Source organism: Dyadobacter sp. 676, assembly GCF_040448675.1.
Classification (GTDB): domain Bacteria; phylum Bacteroidota; class Bacteroidia; order Cytophagales; family Spirosomataceae; genus Dyadobacter.
This window is the reverse complement of the sequence record NZ_CP159289.1, coordinates 3,261,412-3,275,316: the sequence shown is the minus strand read 5'-3', so window position 1 is coordinate 3,275,316 and position 13,905 is coordinate 3,261,412. Positions and strand designations below refer to the sequence as shown.

Below are 13,905 nucleotides of genomic sequence, written 5' to 3'. Positions count from 1 at the left end.
GCCTTTGCTATTTGGAATTATAATATCGCACCAGGTCCGCCACCTGTGTTTCATCCTTGAAATCCAGGTCGTGTTCTTTTAAATATCGATCCACATCGGCCTTTTTATCCGTCATCAGCGCCAGCAGGTTCTTTTTATTCAAAGTAACCTTTTGCGCCGCGCCACCTGAAAGCAGATAGTAGTCGTTTACCAACCGAACGACCGTATTCTTTTCCCCGGTGCCAAATCCAGGGTTATAATTCGGCTTGGTGATCCTTGGTTTGTATGCCTTCAGAAACGTAATATTTCCCGAAACCAGCACCGCGGCAAAACCTTTCAGTTCTCCTTTCGGGTCGTAAGCCGAGAGATTCACATACTCTACGGGGCCCGGGCCGCTATCGATCCTGAAACTTTTCAACTCGCTGCCACGAATTACCCTGATATCCTTCTTCGCCTTATCGGCCAGCACTTCCAGCTCATCGTTGAGCACGTTGTAACGGATATCGATGCCCGCGATGATGTCCGATTCAAGGCCTCCCACCTGGGTGACTGGCCTGACCAGTTTCACATTCCCAATATGCCAAAGCGAATCGATATAAAAATCGCCAACCACCCCTGGTTGCTCCGTAGGTGACGTCCAGAAAACGCCCGATCTCGGAGCGTTCAATCCCCTACCCGTATTGATCCCGACCTTCGTTCCTTCGCTGACCTGCGCGATGCAACCCAGCGGGACCAGTCCCATCAGACTAATCGTCCGGAATATCTTTCTGCGCATTATCTCGCTCCCGGAGGGCAGTTCTTTTTCAGATAATCGGTAAACAGCGACCGCAAATGCTGCGAAGTGCCTTCGCCTTCGGAGATGCTGTGCGAGCGGTTGGGATAGGGCATAAACTGGAATACCTTGTTAGCCCTGATCAACTCGTTGACGAGCATTTCGGCATTCTGGTAATGCACGTTATCGTCCCCCGTACCATGAATATATAGCAGGTTTCCGCGCAGGTTTTTGGCATAGGTAATCGGCGAACCTTTGACGAAATCTTCACGGTTCTCCTGCGGAATGCCCATGTAACGCTCCTGGTAAATATTGTCGTAAGTCAATTGGTTGGCGACTGCCGCCACCGCAATACCGGTTTTGAAATGCTGCGGGTACTGAAACAGCAGATTCAAAGTCGACGAACCGCCACCGCTCCATCCGTGTACGGCCACGCGGCTGGTATCGATGAATGCGAATTGTTTGAACATGGCGGTCGCAGCACCGTCCATGTCTTTGATATTGATACGCCCGATGTTGCGATAGATCGCCTTGCGCCATTTGGCGCCCTTGGGCGACGGCGTTCCGCGGTTGTCGACAGAGGCATAAATGTAGCCGTCGTCCGCCATGCTGCCAGCATACAAGCGATTTTTCCCGGTTCCCCATACGTCCCTGACAGTACTTCCCGCTGCTTCCCCGTACACCATGAATACGATGGGGTACTTTTTAGCGGGGTCGAAATTGGTAGGTTTCACCATCCACGCATCGATTTCCACCCCTTCGTCGGTTTTTACCTTAAAGAATTCGATATTGGTTTTGGATGCGTTTATCTTGTCTTTCGACTGCGCGATGGAATTATCCGGGTCGATGGACGTGTGTTTCGGTAAGGAGATCCATTCCACAAGCGGCGAGGTTTTCGCGTTCGAGAATTGGTGTCTCGCGAATTTTGCCAGCGGCGAAATATCGTAGCTGTGCGTACCGGCCTGGTCGGCGGGGGTAATGCGCACCGGCGTGCCTTTTCCATCCAGGGTGGTTTTATACAAATAGCTCTGGGTCGCATTATCGGGCGAAGCCATGAAGTAATAGGCATTGTTCTTTTCGTCGATGCGGACCGGACTGATCAGATCGAAATTTCCGGCCGTGATCAACGTTTCCTTTTTACCGTCACGACTTACGCGGTAAGTATGGCGCCAGCCATCTTTTTCACTTACCCATAAAAATTCCTTTCCGCCGTTGATCCAGTCCCAGCCCACGGGGTCATTGTCCCAGCGGCTTTTTATATCGATCCAAGCCTCATCTTTTTCCGAATAAAACGGTTTCGCGCTTCCGTCGGTTGTGTTAATGTAAAACAATGTGCTTTCGTTCTGCTTGCGGTTCAGTTGCTGGATCACAAGTTCGTTCGGCATACCCGACCATTCCATGCGGGGCACATAGGTATTTTGGGGGTCGCCGGGGATATTCATCCATTTTGTTTGCGCGGAAGCGACATCCACCACACCTATTTTATAGGGAGAAGGCGTTTCGCCGACCTTCGGATATTCCACCGGCACATTGAACGAGTAAATAGAATCCGTGGTGTTGATCATCAGAAAGTTACGGATCTTGCGCGCGTCGAGCTGCCAGTAGGCAATGGCTTTGCTATCGTCGCTCCAGCGGAAACCGTCGCGACAGTCGAACTCTTCTTCGTAAGCCCAGTCGAAAGTGCCGTTAATCACCCGGTCGGTGCCGTCTGTTGTGAGTTGTTTGATGGCACCGCCCGCCAGGTCTTCCACATACACATTATGCCTGCTCACATACGCGACCTTCGTTCCGTCCGGAGAAAATTTCGCAAACATCAGCGACGATTCCGGCAAACCTTTCCCAAGCTGTTTCAAGGTTTTGGCGTTCATATCATACACCCAGTAATCGCCGCGGGTATCGTACCGCCAAACGCGCTTTGAATTGGTATAAACCAGCACTTTATCCCCGGCTTTACTGATAGAATAGCTTCTGATGGTCAGCGGCGCGCCGTCCTTCGGTGTAAGCTGTTCTTTTGTAACGATCACTTTTTCCTGGTTGGCAGGCAATATTACTTCCACAATCTGGCTTTCGGCGGCATCGCGGTAACCGCTGCCGTCGGGTAGCCATTGAAATGTGTCGGGAATTTGCGCAAAGAGCTGAAAGGAGAGGATTGTTAATGAAAGTGTCCTGAATATTTGCTTCATGTGAGCTTTAAAAATTAGTACGACAACTATATGAATGCAAGTTTAACATTTTAATTATTCTTTTGCATCGTCGCTCCCGCTTCCCTTTGATTTAGAGCGTCTTTGTTTTTTCAACGCCTCACTTAGCAAAAATTCGATCTGCCCGTTCAAACTGCGGAAATCCTGCTGTGCCCAGGTTTCGAGCTCCCGCAGCATATCAGGATTGATCCGCAAAACAAATGCTTTTTTCTCCGCCATATCAAGGATACAAGGTACCGGCGTTCAGAATTGGGGTCGCCGCTTTCTCACCGCACAAAACTACCAACAAATTGCTCACCATCGCCGCCTTGCGCTCTTCGTCGAGCTCCACAATCTGCTTGTCAGAAAGCATCGCCAGGGCCATATCCACCATTCCGACGGCCCCGTTCACGATCTGGCGACGGGCTGCCACCACCGCCGACGCCTGCTGGCGTTGCAGCATTGCACCCGCGATCTCGGGCGCATATGCGAGGTGACTGATCCGCGCTTCGAGCACATCGATACCGGCCCTGCTCAGACGCTCGGTAAGCTCGGCTTCGAGCATTTCGTTGATCTTGCCGCTGCCGTCGCGCAAGGTAACCTCCTGGGTCGTCGCTTCTTCATCTTCCATCGAATCGTAAGCATAAATACCCGCCAAATGCCGTACCGCCGCTTCCGACTGGATTTCCACGTATTTTACATAATCATCCACTTCAAAAGAAGCCTTAGCGGTATCGCCCACCCGCCACACTACTACCGCCGCAATTTCGATGGGGTTGCCGAGCTTGTCGTTCACTTTCAGTTTCTGGCCGTTCAGGTTACGGGCGCGGAGGCTGATCTTCTTTCTGCGGAACAGCGGGTTCACCCAGCGGAGTCCGTTCTGCTTCATCGTGCCCATGTAATCACCGAAGAATGTGGTCACGACGGCTTCATTCGGGTTAATGACCGTGAGGCCGATGAGAATGATAAATCCCGTAACGCCGATAATCAATCCCGTAACGGGGCTACCCGTGCCAATCGCATATACAAAGCCGCCAAAAAGCAGCGCCAGGCCTATCACAAACAACAGATAGCCGGAGATGGAGCGTAATTCCTTTTCGATCATAGTCGGTCTGATTTGATATTAAATTGATATCACCATATTATCAAATAGATTCCGGGTTCCGAATAGATTTGGGACAAAAAAATCCCGGGGCCTGTGACCGGCTCCGGGAGTGGATGAATGGTGATGGCTATCTGCGGAAGGTGGGTCCTTCGATCTGAAAATTAATAGGTACATTGTATTTAACCCTTACTTTCTGGCCACGCATTTCGCCCGGGTTCCATTTTCCGTTCATAAGCTTTACAACGCGTAGCGCTTCCTCGTCCAGCCCATAACCGACGCGGTTCTCGACTTTATATTCGCACATCGAACCATCTTCGCAAACCACAAATGACAGCATCACGCGCCCCGAGACGCCGCTACGGGCTGCATCGACAGGATACCTGATATTCATGCCCAAGAACTTATACAACTCCTTGACTCCTCCCTTAAATTCAGGTTGGACCCGAGCCGACGCATATTCTGTTTTGGTGCCATTAATCCAGGAAACACCGCTCTTGAATTGTCCCAAATCATAAACCTCCTCGTAGTACCGGGTACTATCGGCCAGCTTTCCTATCCATTTACCATCCTTGATACCATTCACCACTGCGCCTTCCTCCAACAGCCATTTACCGTCCGGTGTTTCTCCAACCGCTCTCCAATAGCCCTCCCCGTTTTTCACATATTGCGTACCATCCGGACCCCAGGCATTTAGTAGTAGGGGGGTCCTCTTTCACGCCCGTTTTGTTAACCGGAAAATCCCGGTGGGCCCTGATCTGCCCGTTGGAATCCCAATATACCTCCGTCACCAGCGAGTCGGTCAGCAGCTGCTGGCGTCTTACCATGCCATTTAGGTCATAATCCTTGACCACCGATGCCTTGCCGTCTATACCATATTCGACGTAGGACAACATGCGACCGTCGGAGTCGAACGTTACCTCGGTAGCATGGCTGGCCTCATTATAATCACGTGCCGAAATGCGGTAGGCAGGAATTGAGTCTGCATCCGGGTTTATGAAGCGTGATTTATAACGGATTTGTGTTTTTGCAAATTTGGCCGCACCCAGTTTCTTCCATTTTTTGCCCTTCGATTCTTCATAAGCCACATCTCCGGCCACAAACCCGAGGTCGTCAACTGGCATCGTACGCCGGTATTTGGCGCGTGCGGAATCTATCGGAACGAATGCCTCGTTAAAATAGTCGACGAAAGCATGCCTGGCTTCATCGTAGGTGGGTTTGGCCTCGGCTTTGAACGTTACTGGAAAAAAGACCGCTTGCCGGACCCTTTCTCCTCGCAGCATAGCGGGTTTCCACGCTTTGTACATGGCCAGCACCCTTACCGCTGCCGCATTACAGAGCGTATCAATTCCGCGGGTCACTTCGATATCACTCATGCTTCCATCGGGCTGCACCACGCCTTTGAGATACACCCGCCCATTTACGCCTTTCACCGAGTTCGGTAAGGGTATGTGAAGATTGGAGCTGATGAATTGATTGAGTACCGTTAACCCGCCCGCCGGCTCGGCCTGTTTTTCTACTTCGTGAGGCAAATACACTTGCTGGGCGAACGCCTGCGCACCTGAAAACAACAATAGAGTGAGTAGTTTTTTCATTAGGGTTGATGAGGTTATGCCATCAGTAAAAATGATATTTTTCTTTTAAAGAAACTTATAGTTACTCTATAAATATTTCAAAAATGAATTGTAGAAGTAGTTTTTGGTTCAAACTTAACTTACTGATAACCTGCGAATAATATGCAGGTAATATAAAAAGAGAAAATTTGTATCATGGGAGATACAACTCACTTTCGGACTATCATCATTTCTGACATTCACCTCGGAGCAGGAGGGTCGAAGGCAGAAGAGGTCACCAATTTCCTGAAAAGCTATACGTGCAAAAAGCTAATCCTGAACGGCGACATCATCGACGCGTGGCAACTGAAAAAGTATGGTGTATGGAAACGCAAACATACGCTGTTTTTCAAACGCGTACTAAAAATGATAGAAGAGCATAAAACGAAAGTGATTTACATTCGCGGTAACCACGACGATTTCCTCGATCAGATCATCCCACTGCGCCTCGGCAAACATTTTCAAATCCGTAAAGACTATGTGCTGACATCGGGCGCCCAAAGATTTTATGTGACGCATGGCGATGTTTTCGACTCCATTACCACGCATTTGAAATGGCTGGCCTACCTTGGCGATATAGGCTATACGTTCCTGTTGTGGGTTAATAAATTTTACAACAAATATCGCACATGGCGCGGGCTCTCCTATTACTCTTTGTCGCAACGTGTGAAGCAGTCGGTAAAAATGGCTGTGAACTACATGACCGACTTCGAAGAGAAACTTACAGAGCTCGCCCGTTCACGCAATTGCGACGGCGTCATCTGCGGGCATATCCATCATCCGGCGATCCGCGAGATCGACGGTATCAAATACATGAATTCCGGCGACTGGGTCGAGACATTGAGTGCATTGGTGGAAGACTTCGACGGCAACTGGAGCCTGCTCTATTACGATCAGCAAACGATCATCGAAAAGCCCGTAAAGCAAACAAATACCAAAAAAGTCGTTGAAAACTTCCCCGGCCTCGAAAAGCAGGTAGCGTTCACCGGTTTTCTGATGGGGCGGAATCAACGCTATCTGTAATTATGAGAATCCTTTTTCTGGTTCAGGGAGAAGGCCGGGGGCATCTGACGCAAGCTATTTCGCTCGGCCAGATCCTGCGCAGCGCAGGACATAAAGTGGTGGGTGCGATGGTGGGGACATCTCCGGGCCGGAATATTCCTTCGTTTTTTCAGGAGCAGATCTTCGCGCCGGTACATCATTTCGCCGCGCCCAATATCATTTACAAGGCCCACGGCGGCGGCATGAATGTGGGCCGTACAATCGCCACCCACCTGGCACATTTGCCTAAATACCTCAAAAGCCTCCATCGCATCCATGAAACAGTCCGCCAGATCAATCCGGACCTGATTGTAAGCTTTTACGACACTTATGGCGGGCTCTATAATATGATTTATCGCTCGGGCATACCGATGATCTGCATTGCGCACCAGTATTTGTTGCTTCATCCGAAATTTATTTTTCCAAAAAACAGCCGGGTAAACCAGTTTCTGATCAACCTGAACTCGAAATCGACGTCGTGGCTTTCGGCGAAGCGGCTTGCATTATCGTTTCGTGAAATGCCCTCGGCGCCGGAACGGAAAATTAACGTAGTGCCGCCATTGCTGCGCAAGGAAGTCACCCGGTTAATTCCTCAAGAAGGAACGTTCATACTCGTTTATATGACACACCACAGCCTGAGTAAGCAGGTGATCGACTGGCATTTGAAACATAAGGACGTACAACTACATTGCTTCTGGGACAATGCCGGCGCTTCGGAGGAATTTGTATTCGACGATACACTCACATTTCATCAGATAAACAGCGAAAAATACCTGAGAATGCTGGCTACCTGTCGTGCGTTGGTTACTACCGCGGGCTTCGAATCCGTTTGCGAGGCAATGTACCTGGGTAAGCCGGTGATGATGGTGCCCGTCCCCAATCATTTCGAGCAGGAGTGCAATGCGATAGACGGCGTAATCGCGGGAGCCGGTGTGATGTCAAAATCGTTCGACTTATCGGTGATCTTCGATTATCTGCCGAAACATATCGATCAATCCGGGAAATTCAGGGCATGGTACCACCGCGGGCAGCAGCTATTTGTGAAGGAAATTGCGGACTTCGAGAAATCGATCGATATCAGGCGGAAAATGCAGTCGGAGATCTGACATTTCCCTCCCGAATACCTTACTTATCCTTCTTGAAAACAAGCTGTTCCTGGTTTTGATCGAATTTGAGGATCAATTTGTCCGAAGAAATATGGTAACTTCCCTTCCCGCTTATTGAATCGGACGGGAGCCATGCTTTCCGGCTCCATTCCGGCTCACCTACTTTAGTTCCACCGAAACTTACGATCTTGAATGTGCAGTTCGGTCCAAGTGTATAGCTCCCGCCGACGGTGTTTACAAAAGTATGCCCCGAAATAACGCCGTTCTTTTTATCGTCTTCGAAAGTAAATACCACGCTTTTTCCGTCCACCTCCGGATCGGTATCAATAGCGCCCGTCACAGTATTTTGAAAATAGTCCAGACGCCATATTCCCTTCAACGAGGCGATTTCAGAACATGGTGGAAAATCACAGCAAAGCTCGCGATCACCACACTCAAATGCCGTCAATGCGAGGAATGCAGCGCAAATAAACAAACAAGCGGTTCTTTTCATGAGGTTAGGTATTAAAAACTGATTCCTAATCTTAATGCAAGGCGATTGTAAATCCGGTCTTCAAACCGTTCGGCCTGATTCCAGAGCGGTGGTTTGGTAACATGAGCTTCCTGTCGTTTGTAGCTTATTGCGACTGTAAACGCGGCAGCTTCGGGTTTTCCAACTTTGAGCCCAAGCCCCGGATTGAGCATTACACCTCCTCTCGTATCGAAATTGTCGGGATCATCGTGAAACCACGCGAAGGCATAACCGGCATCGACCGTGCCGTACAATTTCACATTTCTCCTGCCGAGAAGATCATATCTGACGCCGCCTGCAATAGGGTTGAGCAGTGCCGCTTTGTACCAATCCATTCCCAGCGTCACACCTACCGACAGCTTGCGGCCAAGCTGCAAGCCGTTAAAAGTCTGAACCGTCAGACTGGCTTTGTTATCGACTTGCTCGCTGTTTCCAACATCGGAGTAGCCATACTTCACCCTCCCGAACAATCCTCCGAACTCGGTGTGATTGACGAACCTGGTTCTTTGCACCGTTTGCGCATTGGCAATGGAAGCGGTCACCAGTAACATTAGCAATACGGTTTTTTTCATCTCAAATCGCTTTTCCAACCGGGATTTTGCTCAATAGCTTCAAATCTTTCGGATTCGACGAATCGTATTGGTAAAAACCGTCATCGCCAATCAGCAGCAGCGTTTTGCCCAGGGAAATGACGTCGTACGCATGCATATCCTTGAAATGTGCCAGCTGGTTGCGATCTACCGAAAACTTGTCGGTTACGTCGAATACCTTCAAACCATGCTCTCCTTCGCATAGAAAAAGCACCGGGAAATCGATACTCAGGCCGTGGGGATTTGCCATTTGATAGCTTTTGATAAGCTGTGGAGCGGCCGGATTGCTTATATCGACAAGGTCGAGCTGGTTCTGGCTTCCCGCGCAGGCTGTACCCGTGCGTAACGTCACATACGCAATGTCCTCATGGACTACTACCGGGTCACAGGCGCGGCCATGCTGGAAATTAGAAAGCTGTTTCGGCTCTGCCGGGTTGGTGTTATCATAAATAAACATCCCGGTTGATGAGCCGATGAATAGCTTGTTGTTATACGGAAAAACGGTTTCGATGCCCCATCCAAGATTTATTGTCGCGAAATCGACCGGCTGAGCAGGTTTATCGATTTTGAAAAGGTGCATTTCGCTCTGACTCACCGCATAGAGGAAGTTACGATCCAGCGCGAAGCGTGCCATAGAGCCTGCCTGCCCGTTCGTTCCACCGGAAGATTGCGGGGAGGCCGACGATGAACCGCTGAAAGAAGCTTTGTCAGCAAGCATCCAAATAACGCCGCCCCACCAGTTGGGTGAAATGTTTTCCTCACAATTGACGGTAACCGTTTCAGTCACCCATTCCACGTCCTGATCGGTAATGGAGCCTACGGATTCGTTCAACGACCATCCACCGCCATCGAAAAGACCCACTTTGAATACATTTTTAACCCTGCCTACTTCCTTTGGTTCCATAGGGTCGGTAATATCGATCGAGACGAGGTCGCAGAAACTGTCGGCGTAGAGAATGTTATCGCGGACAGCTATGTCGCCATTACCGGGAATATTGATGAATGTGATAAATTCCGGGCTGGCGGGATTGCTGTTATCGATAATGTGGATTCCTTTTTTAATTTCATTCACAAACAAATATTTTCCCTTCACATACATTTTCCCCGGTTGTTGAAGCGTACGGGGCGATTCGGCCTTCACCATCGTCCTAAGCTCCATCAACGAACGGGTTACCGTACTGAAACGGCGTACCACGCGCGTTTCTTTACATTGGTCGTTACACGACCAGCAGAGCCATGCCACGACAGATAACAGTAAAAGTTTAGCTTTCATACAGTCAGGTTTACAGGCTGGTAAAAATGATATTTTAACTTCGGTAAATGCATGACACTATTGTTTCGTAATTAGTTGGAATACAAAACAAAATCGTCCGAAAGCAAGGCCTTCGGACGATAACGCACCCCGAAAATACCGGCGAACCGGTATTTTTTATCTTTAATATTTTGAATTGCCTTTCGGCGTTGCTATTTCGAATCCGGATTTTTAATCCTTCCAATGAACAGAATGGTGTTGGAAGTGTTTTCGCTGATCACCAATCCGAATGGGCGGTCACAAATGTATCTGGGTGGTTCGGGCGCGGCTGATGTAGTAATAGCGCCTACCGATGTTACCGCCGCTGCTTCCGTTCCCCGCTCGTCAATGCCCAGATAAGTGTCCTGTTTTATGAAATCGACAAACAGTTTTGAAGAATTATTGATCTTACTGAGATCCGCTTCATCCTTAAAAACCTTCTGAATACCCAACTTCTGCAAAGTTTCCTTCATTTGTGCGGAATATTCGAGAGTAAACCTGGGCAGCCCGACTGTTACTCCGCTCTCCTGCATCCCGCTGTTCAATTTTGACCAACTGTCACCGGTGATGCTTTTCAGCACATCATCCACTTTGGCCTGATCTCTCGGAATCAGTAATGTCATATTGAATTGCCCGTTCGCGTAGGGAAGCTGTACTGCAACGAAATTGTCGACATTACCCGTTTTAAAATCGGACGACACATACATCATTTTTACATTCTTACTTTCCCCGTTTTCGAGCTTGAATGGTGCGTCCTGCGTTCTCTTTGAATCAAACCTGGATTTCCAGTCTCCCTTAAAATACAATGCATTCAAAAGGAACATTACATGATCGGATTTGATCTGGTCCAAAACCTTTTTGATCTTTCCTTTTGTCTTGTCGCTGGCCCATTTGTTAATACGGTCCTTAGCAGCATCGTCAAATGGTAAACCAATTACTTCCGATTCAAATGAGTCTTTTAAAACGGATTGAAAATTATTTTCAACAGAAAAGTCGTTCCTGTACCAAACCGAATTTGCCAATCCAAGACTGACCTTAGAATCGGCCACCGGCAAATCTCTGATTAATGTTTTATAAGCCGCATTTAATTCCGTTAATGCGACGGCATCCATTTTCAAGCCCTTTTGAATTTCCTGCGCGGTTTCGCTTCCGGCGCCATTCAAAAGCATTCCCAAAGCCATATGCAGGCTTAGTGGCGAAACAAACAGATTTTCGTTTGCAGGTTGGGTTTCCTGTAATGCATGAATAAAATCAAAGGCGAAGGAAATTGTCCCGTTTGAAACGGCGGCCGGTATTTCCACCGGATTTACCTCGTTGCCGGGATCAACACTGCCGTCGTTGGCACAGCCCAGAAAAAGAGCGGCAGCCAACACGGACATTGTGATCGATTTCTTTGAAATTTTCATGGCTAACAGATGCAAGAATTTTGCCTCCACAATCAAACCCACAAAACGATAGATTCAAATCAACCTGCAATGGTTGGAAACTTCTTTGAATTATCTCAAAAAGAATAGCGAACAGACCACGAAACGCCATATAAATAAGGATGCGAGTCGAGGCTTTGGTTAGCCCTAAAACCAGACGACACCGCTTTTTGATACGAGCCTGTCAGGTTAGCGCCCCATTTCGCCGAAAATTTGTAATTGAACCTCAATCCGGTTGTCGCGGCCCAATTCATACCGCGGTAAATTTCATCGCTGGCGGTTGTCCTGATAATGTCTCCCGAAGCCGATTCCAGTTCATTTACCAAAAAGAAATTCGCCATCATTCCACCGAGTACCGAATAGCTCAGTTTCTTGTCAGGATTCAGCGTAAAGCCCGCCTGAACCGGCAGTTGCAGGTATTGATAGTTGTTCCGCACTTTTTTGGCGACATCGATATACAATGCGCCATTATTGAAACTGGCCGTCTTGTCGGCCAAAGCAGGACTGTTGGCAGCCAGCGCATTTTCGAGGACATTGGCCGCAGCGCTGTTGTAGGCACTCAATACATAGCCTCCGCCCTCGTAATTGGAATTCCCGCGAAGATAACTTAAACCTGTTTCGAGGGACCAATGCTTCGACAAGCGTACACCGCCCTGTGTTTGCACGGCATAAGAGGCACGCGCCTCATTGGACCCGGTTACCGCACGCTTTTGACTTACCGATTGAGCCAAGAACGCCGTTGGGGCTTCTTTCAGCTGCACATCGGGGTTAAAAGAGGCCGGCATGATGCCGATTCCCGCGTAGTATTCTTTCTGCTTTTTAGGTTTAACGGGTTCCTCAACCTGTATTTCAGGGCGGAAAAATACATGCCGTTTCTGAACGTAGACGTCCAGGTCATTATAAGGCAGCGTCGCCAGCAGCTCAACTGAAATCGAACGGTTTTCGCTTCTCGCCGCATTACCGCTTCCACCCACTTCCGCCGATGCAACTTGTTCAGGCAACGAATTTTGAGTAACCGGTTCGGCCGTATTCACTATATTATCTGAACCGCTCGAAACAGCAGGTTTTTGAGGAACATTGGTCGAAGCTATATGCACCTGTTCCGCGTGAGGTTCATCAGACGCAGCCCGGGATTTTTTGGCAACAGCACCTGCATTTGCTCCGGCGCCCGCTTTCGAAAGTGTTTCCGATGACGCAGCCTTATGCCTCGAGGGAACGTTTGCCCCATCACCGGATGCCAGCTTCTCCGTTTCCTGAATTTCAATAACTACCGGCGCTTCATTAACGGAACCGGTATTTTTTTCATCCGCTTCCCGGGCAGGCTTCATGGTTACTGCCACATGTGGCTTATTATCTGTTGTACCACCTGAAAACCATAGCCCGCCACCAACAAGCAGCAATACCGCGATCGACGCAGCCGCGTACCACATCCTAGGCGAACGCCACCAAAGCGGGACGACTTTTTCCTGCTCCCTGTCAAGGTGTGCTTCTATTCCCTCCCACACCGACGGCGGGGGAGTTTCAGAAGCCTCTTGCAGGGCCTTCTTCCACTGGTCTTCAAAATTGTTTATGTTGGACGGATCCATCATCAAATCTTTTTTCTTTGTTCAATTTGTGTTGAAGCAATGTCCTTGCCCGCGAGTATTGCGACTTGGACGTTCCTTCGGAGATACCCAACATCTGGGCGATCTCGTTGTGCTGATAACCTTCAATCGCATACAGATTAAAGATCGTCTGGCAGCCGGGCGGCAGTTCACGGATCATCTCCATCAACTGCTGCATCTGGAAATTACCCAGCGTAAACTCCCTGTCGGCTACGCCATTGTGGTGTATATCTATATCGTCGAGTTCTTTCAGGTATTTCTGCTGTCGTAAATGGTTCAGCGCTGTATTCACCACTACCGATCTCAGCCAATATTCCAGCGGACTATCATTCCTGAATGAATCGATGTTTTCATAAATTTTGATAAAGGCGTCCTGCAAAACATCTTCCGCGTCGGCACGGTTTTTCGTGTAGCGCAGGCAAATAGCGAACAACTTACCCCCGAAAACATCATATAGCTGTTTCTGGGCGACCCGGTTGCGCTGCTTGCAGCCTTTCACCAATTCCTGTTCGTTAAACGTCATCCGAAGGTTAGGGGTGCTTCGTTCGGTTTGTAAATAAATTCAGCACCTCCATCCATAAGATAGACGATAACTGTTGCGTTATGATCCGGCTTCATGTTCTTCGGCCGTTGTAAATGACATGACATTCTCATTATCAAAATGGTTGGAACACTCTGAAAAACTGTTGCCA

General features: G+C 48.9%; 14 protein-coding genes. 2 read left to right on the top strand and 12 right to left on the bottom strand.

Annotated elements, in window-relative coordinates; translation table 11 throughout:
• Positions 1–7: 7 nt before the first annotated feature.
• The 6 genes from ABV298_RS14700 to ABV298_RS14675 form a co-directional block, all read right to left on the bottom strand.
• Positions 8–754: a hypothetical protein gene (locus ABV298_RS14700; protein WP_353722819.1), complete on the bottom strand. Its 747-nt coding sequence runs from the start codon at positions 752–754 to the stop codon at positions 8–10.
• Positions 754–2,934 carry a DPP IV N-terminal domain-containing protein gene (locus ABV298_RS14695; protein WP_353722818.1) on the bottom strand — a complete coding sequence of 727 codons (2,181 nt, stop codon included), beginning with the start codon at positions 2,932–2,934 and terminating at the stop codon, positions 754–756. The genes ABV298_RS14700 and ABV298_RS14695 overlap by 1 nt, the downstream gene beginning before the upstream one ends.
• A gap of 54 nt (positions 2,935–2,988) precedes the next feature.
• Positions 2,989–3,171, bottom strand: a complete 183-nt coding sequence (locus tag ABV298_RS14690) for an Arc family DNA-binding protein (RefSeq protein WP_353722817.1) — start codon at positions 3,169–3,171, stop codon at positions 2,989–2,991.
• Between the two features lies 1 nt (position 3,172).
• Positions 3,173–4,036: an SPFH domain-containing protein gene (locus ABV298_RS14685; RefSeq protein ID WP_353722816.1), complete on the bottom strand. Its 864-nt coding sequence runs from the start codon at positions 4,034–4,036 to the stop codon at positions 3,173–3,175.
• Positions 4,037–4,163: 127 nt separating this feature from the next.
• Complete coding sequence (locus ABV298_RS14680; RefSeq protein ID WP_353722815.1) at positions 4,164–4,697, bottom strand: energy transducer TonB; 534 nt, start codon at positions 4,695–4,697, stop codon at positions 4,164–4,166.
• Positions 4,645–5,628 carry an energy transducer TonB gene (locus ABV298_RS14675; RefSeq protein ID WP_353722814.1) on the bottom strand — a complete coding sequence of 328 codons (984 nt, stop codon included), beginning with the start codon at positions 5,626–5,628 and terminating at the stop codon, positions 4,645–4,647. The genes ABV298_RS14680 and ABV298_RS14675 overlap by 53 nt, the downstream gene beginning before the upstream one ends.
• A gap of 174 nt (positions 5,629–5,802) precedes the next feature.
• Here ABV298_RS14675 and ABV298_RS14670 point away from each other — a divergent pair, with 174 nt between their 5' ends.
• Positions 5,803–6,669, top strand: a complete 867-nt coding sequence (locus ABV298_RS14670; protein WP_353722813.1) for a UDP-2,3-diacylglucosamine diphosphatase — start codon at positions 5,803–5,805, stop codon at positions 6,667–6,669.
• Positions 6,670–6,671: 2 nt separating this feature from the next.
• Positions 6,672–7,793 carry a glycosyltransferase family protein gene (locus ABV298_RS14665; RefSeq protein WP_353722812.1) on the top strand — a complete coding sequence of 374 codons (1,122 nt, stop codon included), beginning with the start codon at positions 6,672–6,674 and terminating at the stop codon, positions 7,791–7,793.
• Between the two features lie 19 nt (positions 7,794–7,812).
• Here the strand turns inward: ABV298_RS14665 and ABV298_RS14660 are convergent, their stop codons facing one another.
• From ABV298_RS14660 to ABV298_RS14635, 6 genes are all read right to left on the bottom strand, one after another.
• On the bottom strand, positions 7,813–8,286 hold the full coding sequence (locus ABV298_RS14660) for a hypothetical protein (protein WP_353722811.1): 474 nt from the start codon (positions 8,284–8,286) through the stop codon (positions 7,813–7,815).
• A gap of 11 nt (positions 8,287–8,297) precedes the next feature.
• Complete coding sequence (locus ABV298_RS14655) at positions 8,298–8,876, bottom strand: hypothetical protein (RefSeq protein WP_353722810.1); 579 nt, start codon at positions 8,874–8,876, stop codon at positions 8,298–8,300.
• Position 8,877: 1 nt separating this feature from the next.
• A complete protein-coding gene (locus ABV298_RS14650; RefSeq protein ID WP_353722809.1) occupies positions 8,878–10,167 on the bottom strand; it encodes a hypothetical protein in 1,290 nt (429 codons plus the stop codon).
• A 191-nt stretch (positions 10,168–10,358) separates the two neighbouring features.
• Positions 10,359–11,591 carry a serpin family protein gene (locus tag ABV298_RS14645; RefSeq protein ID WP_353722808.1) on the bottom strand — a complete coding sequence of 411 codons (1,233 nt, stop codon included), beginning with the start codon at positions 11,589–11,591 and terminating at the stop codon, positions 10,359–10,361.
• Between the two features lie 95 nt (positions 11,592–11,686).
• Positions 11,687–13,195, bottom strand: a complete 1,509-nt coding sequence (locus ABV298_RS14640) for an outer membrane beta-barrel protein (protein ID WP_353722807.1) — start codon at positions 13,193–13,195, stop codon at positions 11,687–11,689.
• Positions 13,167–13,736, bottom strand: coding sequence for an RNA polymerase sigma factor (locus ABV298_RS14635; protein ID WP_353722806.1), 570 nt, complete (start codon positions 13,734–13,736; stop codon positions 13,167–13,169). Before ABV298_RS14635 ends, ABV298_RS14640 begins: the two co-directional genes overlap by 29 nt.
• Positions 13,737–13,905 lie beyond the last annotated feature (169 nt).